Source organism: Rhodococcus sp. IEGM 1370, from assembly GCF_033142325.1.
Lineage (GTDB): Bacteria > Actinomycetota > Actinomycetes > Mycobacteriales > Mycobacteriaceae > Rhodococcoides.
Genome location: NZ_JAWLRY010000011.1, coordinates 119,292 through 143,923, shown reverse-complemented (window position 1 = coordinate 143,923; position 24,632 = coordinate 119,292). Strand labels below are relative to the sequence as shown.

The following is a 24,632-nucleotide window of genomic DNA, read 5'->3' as shown; positions in this document are numbered from 1 at the left end:
CCTTCGAAGGACGCATCACCCCGAACGGAAACTAACCGACGCCAAGGTCGGATCCACCGTTAATCTGACACTCCCTCCTAACGTCATCCGCACCAGAAAATTGGAGCAACGTGGACTGTGAGTTTCTGCATGGGCGGCCCGGTTCGTTGTCCACGACGTGGATATCGGTATGCCCAATGTCGAATCCGCGATGGACCCACCGTCGTGGACACCTTGGTTGTCCGTGTCGTGCAGAATGTGGTTTCTGTTCGTACTCGACCCGTTCTGTGACGGCCGATAGCTGCATGTGTTGAGCCGACTATCCGGTCGGCAGCTGTTGGACAACGGTCAGAACCCTAGGGGCGACGGTTGGGACCTACACAGAGAGCGTGGAATTTCGTGGATCGCGGACGGCGGGCGGGCGGGTGCAGGCTGCTTCGCATCAGCGCGTGTTTAGTCGGATTGACCACGCTCTCGACGGACTTTCGGAGCAGGTCTCGGTGTCACGAGCGTGTCACATGTCGGTATGAACGGACGTGGATTCGGGTGGTGCTGCCTGGACGATTGACACAGGTAAGAGGGTCTGTGGTGGTTCCATGCGGACGTATCTGGTTGTCTCGCAACATACTTGTAAGCGAGCGGTCAACGGTTCAATCCCGTTAGGAGGCTCCACTGCTCCGATCCCGCTGCTGGGGTCGGAGTTTTTGTGTCTGTGCGGAGGGTTCGCGCGCATATACGCCCCTCGTGGGAATTCACGGCACCTATAGGCGGTGCGGATTCCGACGAGGTGCGTGGATGGTCGGCTACGCCTGCCGTTACGTCAGGACGTACGCGTGGCTGCCAGTCGCCGCTGAGCGATGGCGACCACAGCGACGACCGCAACTCCGATGGCAAACAATCCCAATGCAGCGGGCCATTCGTTGCCGACGGCCAGCAGCTCTCTGTTCTCGCCCTGCCACGGCCACAGTGCACGCAACGACCCCAACAGCAGGCCGGCAGCGGCGACCATCGCCAGATCGTGGTAGTTCGCCAGCAACCACTCGAGCACTCGAACGAAGCTGACCAACCCCACCAGAGCGCCCAGTGCGAAGACGGCCAGATACGTCAGGTTCCGCTCGTCCACGGCCGTGAGCGTCGGCGCATACAGGCCGATGACAAGCAGAAAGAACGACCCCGATACGCCTGGCAGGACGAGCGCACATATTGCGATCGTCGCGGCGAAGAACACCAGAATCAACGATGGATTCGACGGCTGGACCCCGGGTAGCGACGTGAGAACGACGACCCCGACAGCGAGAACGACGAACAGAACCACGGCAGACAGTCGGGACCGGGTGGTGGGGAAAGCACCGCGGCTGATCTCCATGAACGGGATCGCCACCGACATCGCGATCATGCCCATGAACAGTGCCTTGGAGTAGACGGGCTGATCCGTGACGAAGTCCGCCATGATCCCCGCCACCGAGAACACCATCAACAGCATGCCGACGCCGACCGTGACGAGCAGCCACCAATCGACCTGACGGACCTCGGCGCGCACGTCGGACCGCTTCACCACGGCCTTGGGGATGTCCGTCAGATGCTTCGCCGACGCGATGGCCCTGGTGTAGATGCCGGTGACCAGGGCGACCGTGCCGCCCGAGACCCCGGGGACCGTTTCCGCCAGACCGATCAGACCGCCGCGCACGACGTTGGCCGCCAATTCCGTCGCCGGCGGCCGCCCCCTGACAACTTCATCGAGTCCGGGTCGATCCTGCTCCTTGTCACCATGGCCGGAGGGCGTCTGCCGGTTCGTCGTCATGTCCGAATCGTCCCAAACGCTTCGACGCCACGTGACACCGGCTCGACAAGCGCGGGTACGACCCATCGCAAGCGAGCGGTCAACGGATCGATCCCGTGAGGAGGCTCCGCGCTTCGATCCTGTTGTTGCGCTCGCGGCACCCTTCGCAGCAGATCAGCTCCTCGCTTCTGAAAACCCGACGCCGATCGGAGTCGGGTTTCCGAAACGGAGGAGCCGATTCGAGGCGGCCGAGCCGCAGCGGCTGATACGATCCCGCGAGGAGGCTCTACAGAGCTGTCATGTCCATGCCATTCGTGATCGGTTGTCCCAGTAACCTTCTGGGTCTTCCGCAAGTTTCAGATCGCTCGCCGTGATCAGTTCGCGGTCGATCGACAGCGCGGCGATGTTCTGCTCGAGTTGCGTCACAGTCGCCGCGCCGGAGAGCACGACATCGGCCCACGGTTGCGCGAGTGCAATCGCCAGTGCGACTGCGTCACGGCCGACCCCGGCGGAATCCGCGACCCTGGCGAGTGGGGAATCTTCTGCCACCAGTCGGCCGTTGGCCATCGCCTCTTTGACGACGACGAACCAACCGGCCTCGTGTGCGCGTTCGAGGGCGGGGCCGACGGACGGCTCGAGCGGGTTCCACGTCGACTGCACCGAGCCGAACACTCCGATGTCCAGCGCTGCCTGCACCACGTCGGCTTGATGCGGCCCGCTGGTGCTGATGCCGATTCGGGTGCCGCTGTCGGCAATGGCGCGCAGATCGTCGAGCAGTGCAGTGTCGCTCAGAGCTGGACTGTCCGGGGTGACGCTGTGAATCAGGTAGTGGTCCGGCGCGCCGCCGAGATCGCGCAGGGTCTGGGGCCACTGTTCGGCCAACCGTGCAAGCGAGTGCTCTTTGACCTCGTGTTCTGCGGCACCCCGCTGGAAATCGGCGACGTAGGCGTAGCCCCATTTCGAGCCGATCACCAGGTCCTGACGCCGATTCGGATGCCGAGACAGCCAGCTGCCGAGGAACCGCTCGGCCAAGCCGTAGGACCGAGCGGCGTCGAAGTGACGAACTCCGCTGTCCCACGCCGCGTCGAGTACCGAGTGGCACAGTTGTTCCAGGGCTGCCGGATCGAACCGCCCGTCCACAGCTTTCGAGTGCCCGATCGTCAGGTACTCGGGACGTCCGAGTGCGGCAAGGCCGAGGCCGAGTTGCGTCATGTCGTCAGTACTTTCGTTGTGTCCGTGCCGGAAACAGCCACCATATCCGTGATCGGACAACGCGCACGTGGTCGATGCCAGATGTTGCGAGACGGCTGTATGCCGCTGAGACTGGAAGTCCAGGCCCAATCGGGTGTGCGCTTGTAGAACGACCACGAAGGAGAGAGCTGTTGACCGACTTTGCAGGTAAACCGTTGATCGGTGAGATTCGACTGGCACGTGTGCGTGCCGGATTGAGTTGGGCCGCTTTGGCAGAAGCCATCGACATGCCGGTGGCCTGGACGGTGTCGGCACTTTACGGCCAGCATCCCCTCAGTGTCGCTCATGCCGATGTGCTCGCCGAGAAGCTCGGGATGCCCGAGGGCTCGTTGTTCGAGCTGACCCTCGCTCCTTATCGCGGATCACTCGACATCTCCTCGGACCCCACGGTCTACCGATTCCACGAGGCGCTGGAGGTGTACGGACCCGCGCTCAAAGAACTGATCGCCGAGGAATTCGGCGACGGCATCATGAGTGCCATCAACTTCACGATGAACATCGAACGACGCCGGCACGAGGACGGGGATCGCGTCGTGGTGACGTTCGACGGGAAGTTCCTCGACTATCGATGGACCGAATAGGCCGAAAATCTATAGCCAGGTGGCCGATTCGGAGGACGGGCCGGCCAATGCGCGTCGCATCCAGCCGTACACCCGCTCGTCGTCGAGCAACGTGAAGTGGTGCGTGCTGTTGATCGCCAGACCGTCGTCCGGACGAAGTCCTATGTCGCGCAATTTGTTCCGGCCGCCGGCGCTGTCGGTACGGACGAGGCCGTCGCCGACGAAGATCCCTACCGGGTGTCGAGGGTTTCCGGTGACGACCGCGGAGGCGTGATGATGCCGAACTCCCTCCGGAACCGAGATGTCCGCGGCTGCTCCGACGTCGAATCCGTCGGCGTAGCTGGGATGTCCCTCTGCCTCGGTGATCGATCCGTGGACCAGGTCGCGGATTCCGGCGCTGCGACGCGCCAGGAGGTTCGCGAACGGCCGGGTCTCGGGCGCGAGGGCCAGAGCCGCGACGGCGAGATGTACGCCGTGTGCGAGTGGCGCACCCAGATGCGGTGTCCCCAGGGTGAATACGTCCGTCAACAGGTCCACCCACCGGCGGCCGGTCTCGGCAGCGTGATGAGCTGCGCTGCGCGAGACCAGGCCTCCCATGGAATGGCCGACCAACGTGATTCGGTGCACCCTGACAGGCCATGCCGTCACGAGCTTTTCCAGTAGGTCCGACAGTTCGGCACCGTTCGCGGCGATGCGACGTCCGGTGTTGTAACGCAAGAAGATCGAAGTGGTGTCGGCTTGGGAATCCAGCCGCTCCCCGTACGTGGGCCGCCCACCGAGCCGCCACGCGGACTCGGTCTCGACGAGCCCGTGCAAGAACAGCACCAGGTGCGCTCCCGCGTCGGGGAACGCCGCAGCCAGAGCGCGGTACTTCGGGAGCACCGGGCGTCCGTCGACGCGTATCGACATCGGATAGGCGAGGACCCGGGCGGTCTGCTCCATGTCGTCGCCGATCAGGCCGTGCAGCACAGCGATGGTCTGGGCCCCGAGGACAGTGTGCGACGGCGACGGGCGATGGTCGTCCTCCGTCGCTTCGTCGCCGTCGGTCAAGGCACCGACAGCCTTGGCTGCGCCGCGGCACGCGGCCACGATGCTCGAGTAGGTGCCCGCGGCGATCGCGTCGTGCATCAGCTGTGTCGGTAGAACCGCGGGACCGACGCCGAGCCGCACGGCAGCGAAGGTTCGTCGCGCGATTGCGGAGTGAACTGCGCGAACACCACCCGCGGCCGACGCCAGTTCTCGAAGGGCGAGCTCGCCGAGTTCGCCCAACTCCTGTGTGCGCTGAGTTTTCGTCCCCACCGTTTCCAGTGTACGTATGTCCACTGAACCCGTCGGATCAGTCTCGGCGGCCCACTTTTGGGTTGAGTTCGGAGGCCGCGAGGCCACCGGGCTCCACGCCGGGTAAGAATTCGCGCCAGGTGCCGCTGATCAGCGTGGGCGAGTCCACAACCCGAGCCCCGTCGGCGAAGTAGGTGGTGGCCAAAGCTCGGCGTGGCTGTGTCGTTCGGTTCGGCCCCGCAGTGTGGAAGCACAGCGCGGAATGGAAGGACACGTCGCCGACCGCGAACGGCTCGGACTCCACCGCAACGCCGCGGTCGACGAAGCGATGAGCGACGGCCTCGTCGTAGGACGTGCCGACCTTGTCGAACTCCAGGTCCGCAACCTCGTTCAGTACCTCTCGGCCACGTGCGAACGACAGCGGACCCATCCGGCCGGGGATCGCCGACATCGGCATCCACGCGGTGACCGCCTGCGTGGTCTGCAGCGGGAAATGCTCCGCGTCGTGATGCCACGGTGTGCGGCCGCAGCCGGGCTCCTTGGACAGCGCGTTGTCGTGGTAGAGCCGCACAGCCGGTTCACCCAAAAGCGCCGTGGCCAGCCCTCCGATCCGGGGCGACAGCGCCACCGCGCGCATCAGATCGTCGTGCAACCACATCTGCTCGAGTGCGGTGAACCGGCCGGACACGTTCTCGCCGTGCTCGGCGCGCAGTAGCTCCTCGAGGCGTTCGGCGAGGCGTCGCACAACGGCAGGCGACAGCACCGCGGGCAGCCGTACGAAGGCATCGCGAGTGAAGGCCTCGACCGCAGCAGGGGAGAGGTCGTACGGCTCGGCAAGCTCACGCTCGACCTGCTCGTCCGTGGCCGCGTCGACATCGGGTAGGCCCGGCCCGTCGACCAATTCGGCGGGTGCGGTGTCGTTGGCGGCCAGCGTGACGTACCAGTCCCACCAGTCCTGATCGTTGCCGGCCCAGTCCTGATCGATGCCGCCGTCGCGGTTCTGCTCGGGGAGGCGTTCGTTGGTCGACGGGTTCACAGCCACAGCAGCGCCGCCTCGTGGGAGAAGGTGTAGGAACCGGACTTGTCGCGGCAGGAGGCGAGGTAGTCGCCCAGCACCGGTGCCGCCTCCATCTCGTCGAGCGACACGGAGTCGTCGAAGGCGCAGCGCTGCAGAAAGCCCTCGGCGACAGCGCGATCCGATGTTCCGGTGGTGTACGTGACGCGCTGGTCGCGCACGTCCGCGCCGGCTCGAATCAGTGCGTCGCGCACCTGCTCGGCCGTCGTGTACGGCGTTGCTTCGCGCACGCCGGCGCGGAAGGCGTCGTAGAACGCAAGGTAGTGGGAGGACGCCGTGGCTTGCGCGACCAGACCGAGGCCACCGGGGGCCAGCGCAGCCACGAACCGTTCGGCCGCGCTGTCCAACTCGGCCGGCGGGAGGGCGTACAGCGCGTGGGTGGCCCACACGATGTCGTACCCGCTCCGATCGGCGGGTAGGTCCTGCAGAGTCATCACCAAGTCCTCCCGAGGCACGAACGGAGCACCGAGCGCACCACGCGCCTCGGCCACCGAGAACGCAGACGGGTCGAGCAGGTCGTAGGCCAGCTCGGGCACCGCCGACAGATCGGTGTAGCGGCGCAGTGCGGTGGGGAACTTGCCGCTGCCGCAGGCCACGTCGAGCAACGACCAGCCCTCGTGCGCGTGCTCGGCGAGCAGGGCTGGCCAATCGGCTGCCAATGCGAGCTGGTGATAGTCCTCGGTGGCCAGGGCGTAGAAGGCCTCCATGCCCGTGCGTCCGGCCTCGCTCCAGTGCTCGAGACTGCGTTCGGCTGTGTCTCCGCTGCTCACGCGATTCCTCCTAGGAAGCCGACCTCGATGCACCGGATGGGGCGTCGTGGTTGACTCGGTCCAATGTCCAACATAGCTCCGACTTCGACGACCGACACCGCAGCCGTGCTTCTCGACGGGTTGCGGGCGGGGCGGCGCGGCGCAGCGGCCCTCGCCGGTCTCGAGCCTGGCGCCTACGCTCGTGGGCACGCCGCCTTCGAGCTCCTCTCCGACCAGCGCGGCCTGATCGCCGAACACCTCGCCGGCCGGCTTGTAGGGATGGGCGACGGACCGATCTCGGTGCTGTCGGTGGGCTGCGGTGACGGTTCGCTGGACGTCCGCCTCGCCGCGGGGCTGATGCAGCAGGTGCCCGGCCGACCGGTGCGATACGTCGGCATCGACCCCTGGCCCGGGAGCGCGACGTTGTTCGCCGCCAAGATGGCCGCCCTGACGGCCGACGAGCTCGACGCCGACGCGTACGTCGCGTCGTTCGACGACGTCCCGGTGGACGAGACTTTCGACGTCGTGATGTTCGTGCACTCGATGTACTACGTCGCCGACGTGGGGGCAACCCTGCGCGGCGCGCTCGACCTGCTGCGGCCCGGCGGCGAACTGTGGGTGGCCGTTGCACCGTCGGCCGCGCTCAACGCTCTGGTCGGTGTGCTCGCCCCTCCGCTCGAGGGCCACCGGCAGTGGTTCAGCGCCGACGTCGACAAAGCGTTCGTGGACAACGGGATTGCTCTCGACGACTCGGTCACGCTGGATGCGATGGTCGACCTCTCCACCGCGACCGACGAGGTGCTGGACTTCGCGGTGCAGGCCCGGCTGACGCCCGAGTTGCACGGTCCTGTGCGGGCCTACCTCGACGCGGTCTCGGTGCCCGGTGCCGATGGCAGGCCTCGGGTGCCCCACCCGGTCGACGTGTTCGCCGCGACCCGTCGTTGAGAGATCGTCGCCGCGGATCAGCTCCCCGGATTCGGATATCCGACGCCGATCGGAGGCACATATCCTTAACTGGGGAGCCGATCCTCGGGGTGTCGACGACAGGCAGCGTCACTCGCCGGGGAAGCCTCCGGCCCGTCCGAGTAGGGCCGGCACCTCTTTGCCCAGTGCACTCCCGAGCCACGCCGCGGCATCGACCAGAACCTGTTGGTGCACACAGGTTTCGACTCCGGATCGATCGAGTGCATAGATCAGGTCCTCGGACGCTATGTTGCCCGTTGCCGCGGGGGCGAACGGGCAACCCCCGAAGCCGCCGATACTGGCATCCAGCGCTCGCGCACCCGTCTCGAGAGCAGTCAACGCATTGGCGTAGCCCGTGTTTCGCGTGTTGTGGAAGTGCCAGCGCTGGGGGATTCCCGGTGCTCGTTCACTCGCAATGTCGGCCAACACGCGGACCTGTGCCGGTACGCCGACGCCGATGGTGTCCGCCAAGGCGATTTCCGACGGTCGGTCGTCGGCGAACTGCGCGAGAATCTCGCCCACGTAACGAGGATCGACTTCTCCGCTGAACGGACAACCGAACGCCGCCGCGATGGTGACGGTGGTGGCCAAGCCCGCGGATCCGGCGTCTCGAATGACATCGCGCGCAGTCGACACTGCTTCTGCGACAGAGCAATTCTGATTTCGCCGGCTGAACTCCTCGGATGCGACGACCACCACGTTGACCTCGTCCACGCGTGCGTCGATCGCTCTGTCGAGTCCGCGGCGATTCAACACGAGGCCGATGTAGGACACGTCGTCGCGTCGTTCGATCCCGGCCATCACATCCTCGGCCCCGGCCATCTGTGGCACCCGGCGAGGGTTTACGAAGCTGACCGCTTCGATTCGCCTCGCTCCCGCTGCAACGCTTCGGGCGATCAATTCGATCTTCTGATCCACCGACGATGCAGTCTTCTCGTTCTGCAATCCATCACGCGGGCCCACCTCGACAAGTTGCACAGACGTCATCCCACGATCCTTCTCCCCGCTCTCGTTGTATGCAACACCTGTGTTTCTTTCGGGGAAAATTTGCGATTCTCGTGGACAGGAGGTGGGGATGGTCCTAAGTTGTGAACAACCAGCCCATCTTCGATCGGAGGCCTTCAGTGGCCAGAGCCGTGGATCGTGTGTATTCCCACCTCCGGGAGGGGATCATTGCGGGCACGTACGCGCCCGGTGCCAGGCTGGGTGAGGTCGATATCGCCGAGCTGACCGAGACCAGTCGGACGCCCGTTCGTGAGGCCCTGCGGCAGCTGGAGATGGAAGGGCTCGTCGAGGTGGTTCCGCATCGCGGAGCCCGTGTGTACACCTGGACTGCAGACGATCTCGAGGAGATCTACGACCTGCGTATGACGCTGGAGGCCATGGCTGCCGCTCGCGCTGCTCGTCGTATCGAGGAGAAAGACCTCGACCGGCTGAGCGAACTCTGCGATCTCATGGAATCGTCGGCGGCCGGAGACGCCGGCCAGAGGCTCGACCTGATGGCGCAGTTGAACGACGAGTTCCATGCCATCGTGCGTACCGCCGCCGCCAGCACGCGCCTGCTGACGATGTTGAGCGCGGTCATCCAACTCCCCCTCGTGATGCGCACCTTTCACCGCTACTCGCCTGCCGATCTCTCCCGCAGCCACGCACACCATCGAGATCTGGTGGCCGCGTTGAGAAGCGGAGACGAGATCTGGGCCGACTCGGTCATGCGGGCGCACGTCCGCGCAGCGAAACACGTTCTACTGCAATCTCTCACGCCCGACGAAGCCAAGGAGTCCGAATGAGCGAGGCCGCAACAGGGCCGTTGTCAGACCTACGAGTAGTCGAGATGGGTCAGTTGTTGGCAGGACCGTTCTGCGGACAACTCCTCGCAGATTTCGGAGCCGAGGTGATCAAGCTGGAGCCGCCGGGCAAGGGTGACCCGATGCGGCAATGGGGTCGGGAAAAACCCCACGGCAAGTCGCTGTGGTGGCCGGTGGTGGCGCGGAACAAGAAGTCGGTGACATGCAACCTCCGCACCGAAGAAGGACAAGCGTTGGCGCGCAACATCATCGGTAAGTCGGACATCGTCGTCGAGAACTTTCGCCCCGGCACTCTCGAGCGATGGGGGCTAGGGTACGAGGATCTGCGCACACTGGACCCACGCCTGATCATGGCCAGAGTCACCGGCTACGGCCAGGACGGGCCCTACTCTCCCCGCGCCGGGTTCGGCTCGATCGGTGAGGCGATGGGCGGAATCAGATACGTGACGGGTAATCCGGATCTGCCACCCTCTCGGGCCGGAATCTCGCTCGGCGACTCCCTGGCCGCGGTGTTCGCGACGATCGGCGTCCTCACGGCCGTGCACCACAGGGAGCGAACGGGGCGTGGGCAACTGGTGGATTCGGCGATCTACGAGGCCGTGCTCGCGATGATGGAATCATTGCTCCCGGAATACGAGATCGGCGGCTACCAGCGCGAACGCACCGGATCGGTGCTGCCGAACATCGCGCCGAGCAACGTCTACCCCACGAGGGGTGGCGAGATGATTCTGGTTGCCGCGAACCAGGATTCGGTGTACGCCCGTTTGATCACCGCAATGGGGCGGGCCGATCTCGTATCCGATCCCCGGTACGTCGACCACGCGTCACGCGGGGTGAACATGGACGAACTGGACGACGTCATCTCGGCATGGACCGCAGATCTGGGAACCGACGAGGTTCTCGACATCCTCCACGAGGCCGGTGTTCCCGCCGGCCGCATCTACACCGCTCGCGATATGTTCGACGATCCGCATTTCGCGGCCCGCGACGCCATCGTGCGCCTGGCCCATCCCGATTTCGGCGAAATCCCGATGGCGGGCGTCGTGCCCAAGCTCAGCGACAGCCCCGGAGCCGTCCGGCATGCAGGACCTGAACTGGGAGAACACAACTCGGACATCTATGGATCGCTCCTCGGTCTCACCGAGGCCGAACGGGCTGCGCTCGTCGACCGCGGCATCATCTGAGCTCGACCGCATCGTCCTCACTCACCGCACCGCACACCACCGGAGATCATCATGCGCTATCGACTCGGAGTCGACGTCGGCGGAACTTTCACCGACGTTCTGCTTCTCGAAGAAACGACCGGTACCACCTACAGAGCCAAGACTCCGTCGACGCCGGCCGATCAGTCCGTCGGGGTGTTGAACGGCATCGACAAAGTGTGCTCGAAGGCCGGCATCGAACCGTCGGAGATCGATCAGGTGCTCCACGGCACCACGGTGGCGACCAACGCCATCCTGCAGGGCCGGGGAGCGCGCGTCGGACTCGTCACCACGGACGGGTTCAGGCAGGTCCTGCAGATCGCCAGATCGTACGTACCGGGAGGGTTGGCGGGATGGATCATCTGGCCGAAGCCCGAACCGCTTGCAGCGCTGGAGAACACCGTCGAGGTCGTGGGTCGTCTGGCGGCGAACGGCTCCGAGGTGACGGCGCTCGACGAGAACCAGGCGCGGGGTCAGTTGCGTCGCCTCGCCGGTGCCGGTATCGAAGCGCTGACGATCTCGCTCATCAACTCCTATGCGAACGACGCACACGAGAAGAAGATCGCCGAGTGGGCTGCCGACGAGCTCCCGGGCATTCCGATCTCCATCTCCAGTCAGGTCCTGCCCGAGATGCGGGAGTACGAGCGGACCCTGACCACCGTGGCCAACAGCTACGTTCAGCCCGAGGTGTCGCGATACGTACGCAATCTCGACAACTCGTTGCAGGACAGGGGGATCAAGGCTCCGCTGTCGATCCTACGAAGTGACGGCGGACTGGTGCAGTCGGCGAAGGCATCGGAGGCGCCGGTGTCGTTGCTGTTGTCGGGTCCGGCGGGTGGGGTTACCGGGGCCGTGTGGTTCGCCGAGCAAGCCGGTTTCTCCGACTTTCTCACCTTCGACATGGGCGGGACGTCCACAGACGTCGCCCTCGTGCTCGGTGGGCAACCACGTATCGGCCGTGAGACCAAGGTCGGCGACCTCGCCGTCCGCGCGACGAGCGTGGACGTGCGAACGGTCGGTGCCGGTGGCGGTTCCATCGCGCACGTGCCCGAGTTGACGCGAGCATTGAGGGTCGGGCCGCAATCGGCCGGGGCCGACCCCGGGCCTGCCGCCTACGGAAAAGGCGGAACCGACCCGACGGTGACCGACGCGAACGTCGTTCTCGGTTACCTCCCGGCCTCCTTGGCGGGCGGGGAGGTAGATCTCGACGCCGACGCGAGTCGCACCGCGGTGGCGACGATCGCCGAGGCCATCGGCTTGGCCGGTCCGGAGGAAGCCGCATCCGGAATTGTCGACATCGTCAACGAGAACATGTTCGGCGCACTGCGATTGGTCAGTGTGCAGCAGGGCTACGACCCTCGCGATTTCGCACTCGTCTCGTTCGGCGGTGCCGGGCCGCTGCACGCCAACGCGCTGGGTCGACTGACCGGGTCGTGGCCGGTGATCGTCCCGCCGTCGCCCGGGGTCCTCTGCGCGTACGGCGACGCCACGACGTGTCTTCGGGACGAGGCTGCGCGCACCATGGTTCGTGCCTTCTCCGACATCGACGACGGCGAGTTGCGCACAGCTCTTGCCGAATTGGCCGAAGCGGCGTCGGAAAGGCTCTCGGCCGAGGGGGTGCCAGCAGACCAGCAGACCGCCACCTACCAGGTGGACCTGCGCTATCAGGGGCAGGGTTTCGAGATTCCCGTCGACCTCGACGCGTCCGCCCTCGATTCGGGGGAGCTGTTGTCCACTCTCGGCTCTGCCTTCGACGCCGAACACCAGCGACTGTTCTCGTTCCTGCTCAAGAACGAACGCGAGGTCATCAACCTCCGGGTCACGGTCAGTGGTCCACGCCCCGAGGTGGCGTTCCAGCCGTTGGAGGACGGTGGCGACGATCCGTCCGCGGCGTTGATCACCACGAACGACGTGTGGATGGACGGGCAGTACGCAAAGGCCGGCATCTACGACCGCTCGAAACTGTTGGCAGGCAACGTCGTGACGGGTCCGGCAGTGATCACGGAGATGGACTCCACCACGCTGGTGCTGTCCGGACACACGGCCACGGTCCACCGCAGTGCATGCCTTCTCATCAACCCCGTCGGCACCGACGACACCCATCGCACCACTCGACTGCAGGAGAGCTGATGGCCACCATCATCGAGACCTCGAAGACCCCGTTCACCACGGTTCCCGTCGACCCGATCACGCTCGACATCATCGAGAACGCCTTGCGAAACGCCCGCGCCGAGATGGACGAGGTCCTCTTCAGAACGGCACTGTCACCGGGTATCCGCGAACAGCACGACGAATTCCCCCTCATCGCCGATCCGAGCGGCAAAATGGTGGTTGGGCAGTTCGGCCTGTCCGTTCCCGACTTCCTCGACAACTTCTCCGGCACCGTCGGCGAGGGCGACATCCTGCTCACCTCCGATCCTTACGCGTGTGGTGCTGCCATCAGTCACGCCAACGACTGGCTGATCGTGTTGCCCATCTTCCACAGCGGACGCGTCGTCGGCTGGTCGTCGATGTTCGGGCACATGGCCGACGTCGGAGGTAAGACGCCGTCGTCCATGCCGACGGACGCGCACACGATCTTCGAGGAAGGCGTGATCATTCCGCCCTTCAAGCTGTACAGCGCAGGCGAATTGAACGAGACCGCGCTGGACATCATTCTCAATCAGGTGCGCAAGCCGGACTGGAACCGGGCAGACCTCAACGGACTGGTCGCAGCGTGCACCACCGCGTCGCGGCGCATCGTCGAACTCTGCGACCGGTTCGGCGTCGACGTGTATCTGTCGGCGCTCGACGCGTTGCTCGACAGGAACTATCAGGCCATGAAGGTGCTGCTCGCGATGCTGTTCGTCGACGGCGAGACCATCGAGTTCAGCGACTTCATCTGCGATGACGGATGTGGTTACGGCCCTTACGAACTGACCATCGAGCTGACCCGGCACGGGGAGAAGATCCACCTCGACTTCAGCAAGGCGGCACCGCAGGCCGTCGGGCCGATCAACTACTTCATCAACGAGAATCTCGTACGCATGTTCTTCGGCATCTACGTCATCACCGTGGCCGACCCGCAGATTCTGTGGAACGACGGCTTCTATCCGTTGATCGACGTGACCATTCCAGAGGACTCGTTCTGGAAGCCGCGCTATCCGGCTGCACTCAACGGCCGCAACCACGGAATCGGCCGTGTCTTCGACCTTTTCGGTGGGCTGCTGGGTAAGAACAACCCCGAGATTCTCAACGCCGCAGGCTTCTCGTCGTCGCCGCACTTCATGTACTCCGGTCACTACGACGGGGGCGCGCGGGACGGGGAGTGGTTCCAGCTGTACTCGATCGGATTCGGAGGTATCCCCGGTCGTCCGATGGGAGACGGGCCGGACGGTCACTCGCTGTGGCCGTCGTTCGTCAACATCCCCTGCGAGTACCTCGAGTCCTACTATCCGTTGCGTATCGAGCGGTGGGAGACCGTCACCGACACCGGCGGGGCCGGGCTTCATCGCGGCGGCAACGGCGTCGACGTGGCGTACTACTTCGAGGAGCCGGGCACCATCGCCATTCACGACGACAGGTGGCTCACGTATCCGTGGGGTGTCAACGGAGGCAAACCCGGTGCGCGAGGGAAGAAGTGGATCGTCCGAGCGTCGGGTGAGGTCGAGGTGTTGGCCAGCAAGATTCACGAGGTGCCGGTGGGACGAGGCGATGTGCTGCACTTCGTCACGTGGGGCGGCGGCGGTTGGGGCGACCCGCTGACCCGGGATCCCGAACTGGTCGGTCTCGAAGTTCGGCGGGGCCTGGTCAGTGCCGAGGGTGCCCGCATCGGCTACGGAATCGTCTGCGATGCCGACGGTGTCGTCGATTCGTCCGCCTCCGAGGCCGCGCGCAGTGAGATGTCTGCCGCGCGCGGGGAGATCGCAGTGTTCGACAAGGGGCCGTCGATCGACGTGATCCTTGAGCGGTGCGAGGCCGAAACCGGATTGCCCGCACCGCGTCCGCCGGTGAACGTCCGTAAGGCAGTGCGCGCGTGAGCGACACGCTCGGGTCGTACCGGGAATCGGGATTTGCCGGTGAGCTGGGCCCCGGCCGTAGCCCGGCGGTTCTGGTGGTCGACATCGTCGCGGCCTACCTGGTGGACGGCTCGCCCCTACGTGCCCCGGTGGAAGCGGCAGTAGAGGCTGCGGCACAGCTGGTTTCGTCCGCACGATCAGCCGGTGTTCCGGTCGTGTTCACCCGGGTCAGCTATCAGCCCGGCGGAACCGACGGCGGGCTCTTCACGACGAAGATTCCGGCTCTGACGGTCTTCGAGGAGGGCTCGGAACTGGGCGAATTTCCCGTCGACCCCCGTCCGATCGCCGGGGAGACCGTGGTGACCAAGCAGTATGCGAGTGCGTTCTTCGGTACCTCTCTGGCGGCCACCCTCACTGCCCGCGGCATCGACACGCTGTACATCTGTGGTTTGACCACCAGCGGTTGCATCCGTGCAAGCGCGACCGACGCACTGCAACACGGCTTCCGTCCTCTGGTGGTGGCAGATGCGTGCGGTGATCGGGAGCCGGGCATGCACGAGTCGAACCTGCTCGACCTACAGGCCAAATATGCGGACGTCATCGATCTCGCGCAGGCAATCGGCCAGTTCGGGGCGTCTTCTGGGTGACGGCTGTTCGAGCCACAGATGGAGATCAGCTCCCCGGATTCGAATACCCGACGCCGATCGGAGGCTGAGATCCGAAACGGGAGAGCCGATGTGGTGGGACGGTTCCGTCCTGCCAGGAAAATCCCGTCGGTTCGGACGAATCGATCCATCCATGGGGGGATAGTGGTTCCATGGACACGCTGAATCCCGATGTACCGGACGACGTCTTCGCGGACGTGTTGAAGCAGATCTCCCAGTTCGTGCGATCACGTGTGGTTCCTCGTGAACTGGAGATCATGAACAACGATTCGATTCCGGACGATCTGCGACAGCAGTCCGCGGAGATGGGTCTGTTCGGCTACGCGATTCCGCAGGAGTGGGGCGGGTTGGGTCTGAATCTGATTCAGGACGTCGAGCTGGCCATGGAGCTCGGTTACACCTCGTTGTCATTGCGATCGATGTTCGGCACCAACAACGGGATCGCCGGGCAGGTGCTCGTGGGGTTCGGCTCCAAGGAGCAGAAAGCGACGTGGTTGCCGGGCATGGCAACCGGCGACATCGTTGCGTCCTTCGCGCTGACCGAGGACGGGGCCGGGTCGAATCCAGCGGGGTTGAAGACGACGGCGACGATCGACGGCACCGGGTGGGTCATCAACGGCAGCAAGCGCTACATCACCAATGCGCCGATCGCGAACATGTTCGTCGTCTTCGCCAAATTGGACCCGAAACCGCAGAGCGGCAACGGTATTGCAGTATTTCTGGTCCCTTCCGACGCGGCCGGTATCGAGGTGGGAGTCAAGGACGCGAAGATGGGGCAGCAGGGCTCGGGCACGGCCGACGTGAACTTCACCGACGTGCGCGTCGGGGCCGATGCACTGGTCGGCGGCAACGGCGACGCAGGAGTGGAGCCTGCGGAACGACCGATGATCGATATCGGGTATAAGGCGGCGATGACGTCGTTGGCGCGAGGGCGGGTGCATATCGCGGCGTTGGCCGTCGGTCAGGCGCAGCGTGCCTTGGACGAGTCGGTGGCTCATGCCGCGTCGTCCACTCAGGGCGGTGAGCCGATCGGCAACTTCCAGTTGGTGCAGGCGATGATCGCCGATCAACAGGTCGGTGTCATGGCGGGCCGGGCGATGGTGCGTGAGGCGGCGCGGGCGTGGGTGCAGGAAACCGACCGCCGTATCGCGCCGTCCGCGGTGAAGTTGTTCTGCACCGAGATGGTCGGCCAGGTCGCAGACCTGGCCGTTCAGATCCACGGTGGTGCCGGATACATGCGTGACGTTCCGGTGGAGCGCATCTACCGTGATGTCCGGCTGCTTCGGTTGTACGAGGGGACCAGCGAGATTCAACGACTGATCGTCGGCGGCGGCCTGATCAGAGCCGAACAGCAGCGGACGTCGTGAACACAACCCCGCCGAACGGGCAGTATTGCGCTGATCCCGGGTGGCACACAGACGTCGGTGCCTAACGTGGACGGGGACGACGAAAGGACCAGCGCATGTTGCAATTCCCCGGCCTCTCCCACGTGGCCGTGACCGTATCCGATCTTGCCGCCAGCACCGAGTGGTACTCACGACTGTTCGACGCGTCCCCCGTACTCGACGAGGACGAAGAATCCGGCAACTATCACCACACCGTGTTCGCGCTCGACGGCGGAATGCTGTTCGGATTGCACACTCACGGCGACGCTCAGGTCTCCGGTGCCTTCGACGAGAAGAGAACGGGCGTGGACCATATCGCGTTCGGCTGCACACAGGACGACCTGACGTCTTGGGTATCGACGCTCGACCGACTCGGCATCGCGCACAGCGGAGTCAAACACGCGCACTACGGGTCCGGAATCTCGTTCCGCGATCCCGACAACATTGCCCTCGAATTCTTCGCTGCGCCTGCCTGACCGCGCTGCCCTTCACATCTTCAGGTCCCGCAGAAGGTCCGAAATCCGGCACTGAAGTTCGCAGGCGCGGGCAGGGCGTACTCGGACCGTTCGTCGCGGCGGTCGAACGGTGTCGTGACGACGTCGAGCAGACGCTCGAAAGGCTCGAGATCGCCCTCGGTCGCGGACCTGAGTGCGGCGTCGACCAGATGGTTGCGGGGAATGTAGGCGGGGTTGACGCGATCCATCCCGTCGGCGATCGATGAATAGTCCTGTCCCCGTGCCGAAACGGCTGTCCGCCAACGCTCGAGCCACTCCGCGGACGCGTCCGGTGGAACGAGGGAGTCGAAGGGCGACGAGTCTCCGCGCAGGTTCTCGGCGAGGGCACGGAAGGTCAGGGTCCAGTCGGCGCGGTGGTCGGTGAGCAACCGATGCAGTTCGTCGACGAGCGCCGCGTCCGCGCCATCGTTTGCCAGGCCGAGCTTGAGGGCCATCGCGGCAGAGTAGTGCCGGCGGTAGCGTTCCCCGAACGTGTCCAGCACCGCGGTGAGAGCCGTGATGGCGGTATCGGGCGTCGAATCGACCAGGGGCAGTAGTGTTTCGCCGAACCTGGCCAGATTCCACCCGAGCACTGCGGGTTGATTGCCGTAGGCATAGCGTCCGCCGTGGTCGATGGAGCTGAACACCGTAGCCGGATCGTAGGAGTCGAGAAATGCGCACGGTCCGTAGTCGATGGTCTCCCCGGAGATCGTCGTGTTGTCGGTGTTCATGACACCGTGCACGAATCCGACCGACATCCACTGCGCGACAAGCGATGCCTGGGCTTCGACGACAGCCTCGAAGAAGGCGAGACAGCGTTCCTCGACCGGCAGCTCGAGCAGTGCCGGGTAGTGGCGGGCTATCGCGTAGTCGGCGAGGGGCTGCGTGAGCCCCTCGCGCCGAGCCGCGAACTCGAAGGTGCCCACCCGCAGATGGCTCGACGCGACCCTGGCAAGCACTGCCCCGGGCTGCGGACCTCCTTCTCGCACCACTTGTTCACCGGTGGTGACGACGGCGAGCGAACGTGTGGTGGGAATGTGCAGCGCGTGCATCGCTGCGCTGATGAGGTACTCGCGCAGCATGGCTCCCACTACCGCTCTCCCGTCGCCCCCACGCGAGAACGGGGTAGCGCCGGACCCCTTGAGATGCAGATCGACTCGATGGCCCCGATCATCGCGCAGCTCGCCGAGCAGCAGTGCTCGGCCGTCCCCCAACAGGGGAACGAAATTGCCGAACTGATGACCCGCGTACGCCATTGCCACAGTGGCGGATTCGGCCGGAGGAATCGACCCGGACAGCACACCGGCTGCCTCGGCCGTGCGCAGCGACGTCGGGTCGAGCGCGAGAGACCGAGCGAGGTCATCGTCGAGAATCAGCACCCGAGGATCCGGCGCGTGGGTGCCCTGCCACGGCACTGTCAGTCCAGGAACCTCGTCGGCAAAGGTCGTCTCGAACCCGAATGCGGGCAGGCCCGTGGACGGTACCGTCGGCTGCGGCGAGGAGTCGGTCATGACAGAAGGATTACCACGAATTTCCGTACCCAACCCTGAGGGCACAGCATCGCGAACCTTTCAGGTGCCGAGTACCCGGCGGTCGGCCTCGAACAACTCGTGCACGGTGCCCGCATCGAAGCGGATGTGTACGCGCCCGTCGCCGTCGTCGGATACCCGCGCTCGTACCTCGTAGACCTCGGCGATCAGTTCCTCGGTCAGCACCTCCGCGGGTGTGCCGCCCGCGACGACCCTGCCGTCCTTGAGCACCAGGACCTCGTCGCAGAACATCGCCGCCAGGTTCAGGTCGTGGAGCGCGACGACGCTGGTGATCGGCAGGCGCGCAACGAGGGCCAACAGCTCGAGTTGGTGATGGATATCGAGATGGTTGGTGGGTTCGTCCAGCAACATCTCGCGGGGCTGTTGGGCAAGTGCGCGAGCGATGTGCGCCCGCTGCTGCTCACCACCGGAGAGCGTGCGCCACAATCGATCCGCTTTGTCGGTGAGTCCGGTCTGCGCGAGTGCATCGTCCACGGCGTCGTCGTCCAGGTCGCTTCCACCGAAAGCCCCGCGATGCGGGATGCGTCCCAGACGCACGACGTCTCCGACCGTCACATCGACGTCCGTGTGGGCGTGCTGACCCACGACTGCGACCGCGCGGGCGATGTGTCTGCGCTTGAGCGAACCGAGCTCCGCACCGTCGAGTTCGACGACACCAGCGGTGGGTGATGCGGCCCCGGCCATCAGGTGGAGCAGTGAGGACTTACCGGAACCGTTGGGGCCCAACAGTCCCACCATGCGACCGGGCCCCGGATGCAGGGTCACGCCGTCGACCACCAGGACGCCACCGCGCTTCCAGGACACGTTCGATGCGTGCAGTGTCATCGAATCCCCCTCCTTCGAGCCATGATCGCGATGAAGGCCGGAACGCCGACCAACGCCGTTCCGACGCCGACCGGAAGTGGGGTCGGAGCAAACGCGACCCGGGAGACGGCGTCGACCCACACCATGAAGATCGCGCCGATGACGGCAGTGGTGGGTACGAGGCGGCTGTGGTTGGGCCCCACAAGCAGTCGAGCCGCATGCGGCAGGATGAGCCCGACGAAGCCGATCGCACCGGCGACGCTGACCAATGTCGCGGTGATCAGGGCGGTGCCGACGAGCAGAGCCAATCGGACCTTCTTGACGTCGAAGCCGAGCGAGGACGCCACCGAGTTGCCGAACGCGAACGCGTCGAGCACGTACGCGTAGTAACAACACACCACCGCGCCGATGCCGGCCACGGTCACACACAGCACCACGTCGTTCCATCGCACACCCTCGAACGAACCGAGCAGCCAGAACATCACGCCGCGCGTCTCGTCCGAGTCGGCGAAGGCGAAGATCACGAAAGACGTCAGGGCCGAGAACAATTGAGTGGTTGCAACACCGGCGAGAATCACGCGATCGTTTCCGCTGCCGGACATTCGGGCGAGAAACAACACCAGGCCGAACGCAACGAGTGCACCGATGAACGCACCACCGGACAGCCCGAGCGCGGCCCCGCCGACACCGAGGACACCGACCACGACGGCACCCGTCGAGGCACCCGAGGAGACACCGAGCACGAACGGGTCCGCCAGGGGATTACGCAGGAGCGACTGCATGATGACACCGCAGATGCCGAGTCCGACGCCACTGGCTGCAGCGACGAGCGCACGGGGGAGCCGCTCCTCCCAGATGATCGCGTTCTTCGATACCTTCACCGGGATGTCGGTGATGCCGAGATGGTTGAGCACCACGTCGCGCACGTTGACCAGCGAGATGTTCGCCGGCCCGAGGGTGATGGCGACGAGGACCGACACCACGCACAGCACGACCCCGCCCAGCAGGGCAAACACCCAACGCCACAGGTTGCGGGAGGTCTGCGATCGCTGGGCGGAGCGCCGGCGGGTGATGGTCGCGGTCAGGACGACAGTCCCAGGTCGCGCAGTCCGGCCGACACCTTCTCGACACCGTCGACGGCCCGGATCGACGGGTTCATCTCCGCACCGTGCAGGGAGATGTAGCGCTTGTCTCGGACGGCGGCCATCGTGCTGGTGACGGGGTCGGACTCGAGGAATGCGATCTTGTCGGCGAGCAGGTCACCGGGAAAACGGTTGCGCGCCAGGTCGCCCAGAACCAGGACGGTCGGATCCCGATCCACCATGGTCTCCCAGCCGACGGCAGGCCAGTCGTCGTCGGTGTCGGCGAAGACGTTCGTCATACCGACCGTTCTGGCGAGTAGATCGGCCGATCCCCGTCCGCCTGCGATGTACGGACTCTTGGTGTCCGCGAACCAGAATGCCACGGAGACATCCGATTCGGCAGTGGTCGCGGTGGCGTCGGCCATGCGGGTCTTCAGTTCGTCGACGAACTCGGCACCGCGCTCGTTGACGTCGAAGATCGCCGCGAGTTCGGTGATCTCCTGGTACAGCGACTCCATCGTGAGCGGAGTCGTTCGGGTGTTGCCCCCGTTGACACTGCGACCGGCGTCGCAGTCGGTGGGTGAAAGATACGTGGCCGCACCGGTTTCGGAGAAGCGGGACCGCTGAGCGACGCCGCCTTGCTCGAAGTGGCGTCCGAACGATGCGGTGACGAGATCGGGTTCGGTATCGACCACGACCTCGTAGGTGGGGGCGTTGTCGGCCAGTCGGGGAACCGAGGCGTTCGCGTCGGCGAGGTTCTCGCGGACCGGATCGGTCCAGGACGCGGTGCCCACCATGCGATCTTGCACGCCGAGTGAGAGGAGAATTTCGGTGGAGTTCTGATCCAGCGACACCACCCGCTGAGGTGCCGAGTCGAAGGTCACCGACTCTCCGCAGTTGTCGATCGTCAACGGGTAGGTGGTCCCACCTGCGGTGGTGTCCGAGACCGCGTCGGGAACCTCCTCGGAGGCTCCGCACGCGACGAGCGATCCGACCAGGGCAGCAGCGGCGGCGAGGGTGCCTGCGCGGCGACGAACGTTGAGCACGTGGGATGTCCTTCGGGTTCTGACAGCAACGAGCCGCCGGGGATCACCCGACGGCGCAGCGCGCCCGAGGCGCGCATAAGCACAGGCTAACCTTTGGTTGGCGGTGATGGAAATCGTCGCCGCTGAGCCGTCGGTGAGAAACCGGTCCGCGCCGACGCTGTCCGCGACATAATCGGTGGATGGCCGACTTCAACGAGATGATCATCGAGGAGTTCCGCAGTAACGGTGGGCACGTATCCACGGCTGGGTTCGGCGACTCCCTCGTCGTCGTGCACTCGATCGGTGCCAAGAGTGGCGAGATCCGGCTGAATCCGTTGATGGCAATTTCCCGGGAAGGCAGCTGGTTGATCGTCGGCTCGGCAGCAGGTTCACCCAAAGACCCTGCCTGGGTTCATAATCTGCGCGCACATCCTCGCGTCGACATCGAGGTTCCCCACGATGGGGAAGTACGGACCGTCGCAGTGGAAGCCTCGGAAGTCCCCGATGCCGAATGGGTCGACAGTTGGCAGAAGTTCCTCGACGCTTCCTCCGGATTCGCGAAATACGTCGAGACCGCCGAGGGCCGTCGATTCCCGATCTTCCGCCTGACTCCCACCTGATCTCCCGGGGCGGGTTTTCCGACTTCGACAAGCGTTGCGCCTGAACGACAATGGACCTGAATGGCAATGGATCCGTCGCCAGGGGACGCGGCGCTCCGAGCTCGTCGAGATCTGATCAGCCGGAGGCGAGGGCCTTCTGTCGGACGACCACCTGGTCGGCTATGGCAGAAGCGAGATCGGCGACCTCTGCATCGAGTGCCTCGCGACTCCTGGTATCGGTTTCGTACAGGAAGTTCGTCGATCCCACTGTTGCACCGCAGTATTCGATGATGCCTCGCTCGATTTGCGTCCGGAAAGCGGCATCGACGCCGTGGCGCTCGAGGCTGTCGGCATCGTCGCCGGCAAGGGCAACCAGGTGGACGGTGAGTCGGTCCAACTTCTTGTCGAACCCGACTCCAGGGCTGTATTCGTACGCCCATCCGCTGACGAAGACGCGATCGATCCACCCTTTCAGTAACGCGGGCATCGACCACCAGTACATCGGGAAGACCAGAACCAGATGATCGGCGCGATCGATTCGTTCCTGTTCGGCACGCACGTCCGCCGGTGTGGTTCCGTTGCCGCGGAACAACTTCAGGTCTGCGTCCTCGAATCGAGGATCGAAGTTCTCGGCCGCCAGATCGGCCGTCTCGACGGTGTTGCCGGCGACGCGGATCGCGTCCGACACGGATCGAGCGACGTGGTGGGTCAGGGAGTCGGGGTCGGAATGGGAGACTACGACGAGTGTGGTCATGGCTGATTCCTTCGGTGAGGAGAAGCGGCTATGTACCAAGAGTAGGTTACTGTTCGTATATAGCGCAAGGAGGTGCCCGATGGCCCGGACGCGACTGTCTCGCTCCGACCGATACGACCAGTTGGTGGAGGTCTCCTGGGCTCTCGTGCGGACGGAAGGAGCCGACGCTCTGACGCTCGGCCGGCTCGCTGAACATGCCGGCGTCGCAAAACCCGTGGTGTACAGCCACTTCGCCTCGCGTGCGGAACTCCTGGCCGCCCTGTTCACGGAATTCGACGACCGACAGACGGTCATGCTCGAGGAATCTCTCCACGCCGCGCCCGCCTCGTTGAACGGACGCGCACGCGCAATCGCAAACTCGTACGTGGGCTGCGCGTTGGCACAGGGGCGTGAGCTGACGGGTGTGCTGGCGGCATTGGAGGGCTCGCCCGAACTCGAACAGGTCAAGCGATCGGCCGAACGGGCATACTCCGATCGATGCCGGTCGATTCTCGAGCCGTTCAGCGGCTCCGGCGGGATCTCGGCATCGTCGATCACCGCGATCTTCGGTGCAGCGGAAGCGCTGTCGCACGCGGCGGTATCCGAAGTGCTGGGACCAGAGGAGGCGACGGCAGAATTGACCGAGCTGATCGTCGCCGTCGTCGGCAGGGCTGACCGGTAGTCGACCGACGGGTGCGCCGTCAGCCGGAGATTCGCGGCTGCACGGTGGGAAACCGGTTGCGCAACGCATCGAGCTGGCGATACAGCTCGTAGAGCGCCTGCTTCTGGGTCTGCGCTTCGTCGCTGTGCCACACATGGCTGCGGGAATCGCCTACCCGCAAGGCCTTGCGCGCCAGTTGCTCGGACTCTTCGACGCGACTCGACGCGGCTGCGATCTCGGCGGTCAGCATGTCGGCGAACACCCGAGCCTGGGCCGCGTCCGAATTCTCTGCCATGTGCGTCCACTCTCGATCTCGCGGCTCGACCGTTGATGGTTCGAGTACCGATGATCAGGATAACCAACCGGAAAAAGACCGTCGGACCGGCTTGTGGGGTTCGGAGGCGTCGTTCCGGTACCTGGACTACTACTCGGTGTAGTCGGTAGTAGGCTCCCGTCCATGTCTGCGCCAACGGATGGATTCGCGCTCCTGCGCGGTGCGTCCGTGGGCGGGCTGTCGGCGCTGGTCACCGTCGCAGCGCACACGTCCGGTGGGGGAATGCCTCCATCCGACGCGGCCATCGTGCTGTTGGCCGTCGTCTCCGCTGCGATCGGCTACGCGACCGCCGCGGCACCGACACCGGCGGCACCGCGCGCACAGCTGCTGATGATCCTGACCGCCGCGCAGTCGGTCGGACACCTGTTGCTCACCGCCGTCGACGGTCACCATCACGGTTCGATGCTCACCCAGCAGATGTTCGCGGCCCATGTGGTTGCCATCCTGGTCGGCGCTCTGGCCATCCGCGGAGCGGAGCACGGCATCCGGCGCGCAGTGACCTCGCTACGTGAGGCCCTGCCTCTGTTGGCAGTTCTCGTCGTCGACGAGTCCCGCATCGCCCCTGAACTTCCGGTCTACCGACTCCCGGGAACGCCTCGTCTACTCGACCTGTCGGGCTGCGGAAACCGCGGACCGCCTGCGCTTCGGACCTGACCG

24 protein-coding genes are annotated in these 24,632 nt (G+C 65.1%); 12 read left to right on the top strand and 12 right to left on the bottom strand.

Features of this window, described 5'->3' with window-relative positions:
- Positions 1–799: 799 nt before the first annotated feature.
- Both R4P47_RS15545 and R4P47_RS15540 read right to left on the bottom strand, forming a co-directional pair.
- A complete protein-coding gene (locus R4P47_RS15545; RefSeq protein WP_317785107.1) occupies positions 800–1,780 on the bottom strand; it encodes a DUF368 domain-containing protein in 981 nt (326 codons plus the stop codon).
- A 276-nt stretch (positions 1,781–2,056) separates the two neighbouring features.
- Positions 2,057–2,971 carry an aldo/keto reductase gene (locus tag R4P47_RS15540; protein WP_317785106.1) on the bottom strand — a complete coding sequence of 305 codons (915 nt, stop codon included), beginning with the start codon at positions 2,969–2,971 and terminating at the stop codon, positions 2,057–2,059.
- Between the two features lie 167 nt (positions 2,972–3,138).
- On the opposite strand from R4P47_RS15540, the gene cynS reads away from it, so the two are divergent.
- Positions 3,139–3,591 (top strand): cyanase, encoded by a 453-nt coding sequence (gene cynS / locus R4P47_RS15535; protein ID WP_411567341.1) that lies wholly within the window; start codon positions 3,139–3,141, stop codon positions 3,589–3,591.
- Between the two features lie 9 nt (positions 3,592–3,600).
- Here the strand turns inward: cynS and R4P47_RS15530 are convergent, their stop codons facing one another.
- From R4P47_RS15530 to R4P47_RS15520, 3 genes are read right to left on the bottom strand one after another with little or no spacing between them, the layout of a single operon-like run.
- On the bottom strand, positions 3,601–4,869 hold the full coding sequence (locus R4P47_RS15530) for an alpha/beta hydrolase (RefSeq protein ID WP_317785104.1): 1,269 nt from the start codon (positions 4,867–4,869) through the stop codon (positions 3,601–3,603).
- A gap of 37 nt (positions 4,870–4,906) precedes the next feature.
- Positions 4,907–5,890: a phytanoyl-CoA dioxygenase family protein gene (locus R4P47_RS15525; protein WP_317785103.1), complete on the bottom strand. Its 984-nt coding sequence runs from the start codon at positions 5,888–5,890 to the stop codon at positions 4,907–4,909.
- Positions 5,881–6,693, bottom strand: a complete 813-nt coding sequence (locus R4P47_RS15520) for a class I SAM-dependent methyltransferase (RefSeq protein ID WP_317785102.1) — start codon at positions 6,691–6,693, stop codon at positions 5,881–5,883. The genes R4P47_RS15525 and R4P47_RS15520 overlap by 10 nt, the downstream gene beginning before the upstream one ends.
- Positions 6,694–6,756: 63 nt before the next feature.
- On the opposite strand from R4P47_RS15520, the gene R4P47_RS15515 reads away from it, so the two are divergent.
- Positions 6,757–7,617: a class I SAM-dependent methyltransferase gene (locus R4P47_RS15515; protein ID WP_317785101.1), complete on the top strand. Its 861-nt coding sequence runs from the start codon at positions 6,757–6,759 to the stop codon at positions 7,615–7,617.
- Between the two features lie 108 nt (positions 7,618–7,725).
- Here R4P47_RS15515 and R4P47_RS15510 read toward each other — a convergent pair whose 3' ends face one another.
- Positions 7,726–8,622, bottom strand: a complete 897-nt coding sequence (locus R4P47_RS15510; RefSeq protein WP_317785100.1) for a hydroxymethylglutaryl-CoA lyase — start codon at positions 8,620–8,622, stop codon at positions 7,726–7,728.
- 137 nt (positions 8,623–8,759) lie between these two features.
- On the opposite strand from R4P47_RS15510, the gene R4P47_RS15505 reads away from it, so the two are divergent.
- The 7 genes from R4P47_RS15505 to R4P47_RS15475 all read left to right on the top strand — a co-directional run bounded on the left by R4P47_RS15505 (position 8,760) and on the right by R4P47_RS15475 (position 17,169).
- Positions 8,760–9,425, top strand: coding sequence for a GntR family transcriptional regulator (locus R4P47_RS15505; RefSeq protein ID WP_068056015.1), 666 nt, complete (start codon positions 8,760–8,762; stop codon positions 9,423–9,425).
- Positions 9,422–10,627, top strand: a complete 1,206-nt coding sequence (locus R4P47_RS15500; RefSeq protein ID WP_317785099.1) for a CoA transferase — start codon at positions 9,422–9,424, stop codon at positions 10,625–10,627. The genes R4P47_RS15505 and R4P47_RS15500 overlap by 4 nt, the downstream gene beginning before the upstream one ends.
- A 51-nt stretch (positions 10,628–10,678) precedes the next feature.
- Complete coding sequence (locus tag R4P47_RS15495) at positions 10,679–12,775, top strand: hydantoinase/oxoprolinase family protein (protein WP_317785098.1); 2,097 nt, start codon at positions 10,679–10,681, stop codon at positions 12,773–12,775.
- Positions 12,775–14,664, top strand: a complete 1,890-nt coding sequence (locus R4P47_RS15490) for a hydantoinase B/oxoprolinase family protein (RefSeq protein ID WP_269596278.1) — start codon at positions 12,775–12,777, stop codon at positions 14,662–14,664. Before R4P47_RS15495 ends, R4P47_RS15490 begins: the two co-directional genes overlap by 1 nt.
- Positions 14,661–15,290 carry an isochorismatase family protein gene (locus R4P47_RS15485; RefSeq protein WP_317785097.1) on the top strand — a complete coding sequence of 210 codons (630 nt, stop codon included), beginning with the start codon at positions 14,661–14,663 and terminating at the stop codon, positions 15,288–15,290. Before R4P47_RS15490 ends, R4P47_RS15485 begins: the two co-directional genes overlap by 4 nt.
- 170 nt (positions 15,291–15,460) lie before the next feature.
- Entirely contained in the window at positions 15,461–16,675 is a 1,215-nt protein-coding gene (locus R4P47_RS15480) for an acyl-CoA dehydrogenase family protein (RefSeq protein WP_317785096.1), read from the top strand.
- 95 nt (positions 16,676–16,770) lie between these two features.
- Complete coding sequence (locus R4P47_RS15475; RefSeq protein WP_317785095.1) at positions 16,771–17,169, top strand: VOC family protein; 399 nt, start codon at positions 16,771–16,773, stop codon at positions 17,167–17,169.
- A gap of 20 nt (positions 17,170–17,189) precedes the next feature.
- Here the strand turns inward: R4P47_RS15475 and R4P47_RS15470 are convergent, their stop codons facing one another.
- The 4 genes from R4P47_RS15470 to R4P47_RS15455 all read right to left on the bottom strand — a co-directional run bounded on the left by R4P47_RS15470 (position 17,190) and on the right by R4P47_RS15455 (position 21,669).
- Positions 17,190–18,698 carry a protein adenylyltransferase SelO gene (locus R4P47_RS15470; RefSeq protein WP_317785094.1) on the bottom strand — a complete coding sequence of 503 codons (1,509 nt, stop codon included), beginning with the start codon at positions 18,696–18,698 and terminating at the stop codon, positions 17,190–17,192.
- Positions 18,699–18,758: 60 nt separating this feature from the next.
- Positions 18,759–19,562 carry an ABC transporter ATP-binding protein gene (locus tag R4P47_RS15465; protein WP_300516267.1) on the bottom strand — a complete coding sequence of 268 codons (804 nt, stop codon included), beginning with the start codon at positions 19,560–19,562 and terminating at the stop codon, positions 18,759–18,761.
- The gene (locus R4P47_RS15460; protein WP_373455107.1) at positions 19,559–20,557 is read right to left on the bottom strand and encodes a FecCD family ABC transporter permease; all 999 of its coding nucleotides are present in this window, start codon (positions 20,555–20,557) and stop codon (positions 19,559–19,561) included. Before R4P47_RS15460 ends, R4P47_RS15465 begins: the two co-directional genes overlap by 4 nt.
- Before the next feature lie 65 nt (positions 20,558–20,622).
- A complete protein-coding gene (locus R4P47_RS15455; protein WP_094638194.1) occupies positions 20,623–21,669 on the bottom strand; it encodes an ABC transporter substrate-binding protein in 1,047 nt (348 codons plus the stop codon).
- 179 nt (positions 21,670–21,848) lie between these two features.
- Between R4P47_RS15455 and R4P47_RS15450 the strand changes: the two genes are divergently transcribed.
- Complete coding sequence (locus R4P47_RS15450) at positions 21,849–22,268, top strand: nitroreductase/quinone reductase family protein (protein WP_317785093.1); 420 nt, start codon at positions 21,849–21,851, stop codon at positions 22,266–22,268.
- A 115-nt stretch (positions 22,269–22,383) separates the two neighbouring features.
- On the opposite strand, the gene R4P47_RS15445 is transcribed toward R4P47_RS15450, so the two are convergent.
- Positions 22,384–23,001 (bottom strand): NAD(P)H-dependent oxidoreductase, encoded by a 618-nt coding sequence (locus tag R4P47_RS15445; protein ID WP_317785092.1) that lies wholly within the window; start codon positions 22,999–23,001, stop codon positions 22,384–22,386.
- A gap of 79 nt (positions 23,002–23,080) precedes the next feature.
- Between R4P47_RS15445 and R4P47_RS15440 the strand changes: the two genes are divergently transcribed.
- The gene (locus R4P47_RS15440; protein WP_317785091.1) at positions 23,081–23,662 is read left to right on the top strand and encodes a TetR/AcrR family transcriptional regulator; all 582 of its coding nucleotides are present in this window, start codon (positions 23,081–23,083) and stop codon (positions 23,660–23,662) included.
- Between the two features lie 19 nt (positions 23,663–23,681).
- Here R4P47_RS15440 and R4P47_RS15435 read toward each other — a convergent pair whose 3' ends face one another.
- A complete protein-coding gene (locus R4P47_RS15435) occupies positions 23,682–23,936 on the bottom strand; it encodes a hypothetical protein (RefSeq protein ID WP_269596268.1) in 255 nt (84 codons plus the stop codon).
- Between the two features lie 162 nt (positions 23,937–24,098).
- Here R4P47_RS15435 and R4P47_RS15430 point away from each other — a divergent pair, with 162 nt between their 5' ends.
- Entirely contained in the window at positions 24,099–24,629 is a 531-nt protein-coding gene (locus R4P47_RS15430) for a hypothetical protein (RefSeq protein WP_317785090.1), read from the top strand.
- Positions 24,630–24,632: the final 3 nt, after the last annotated feature.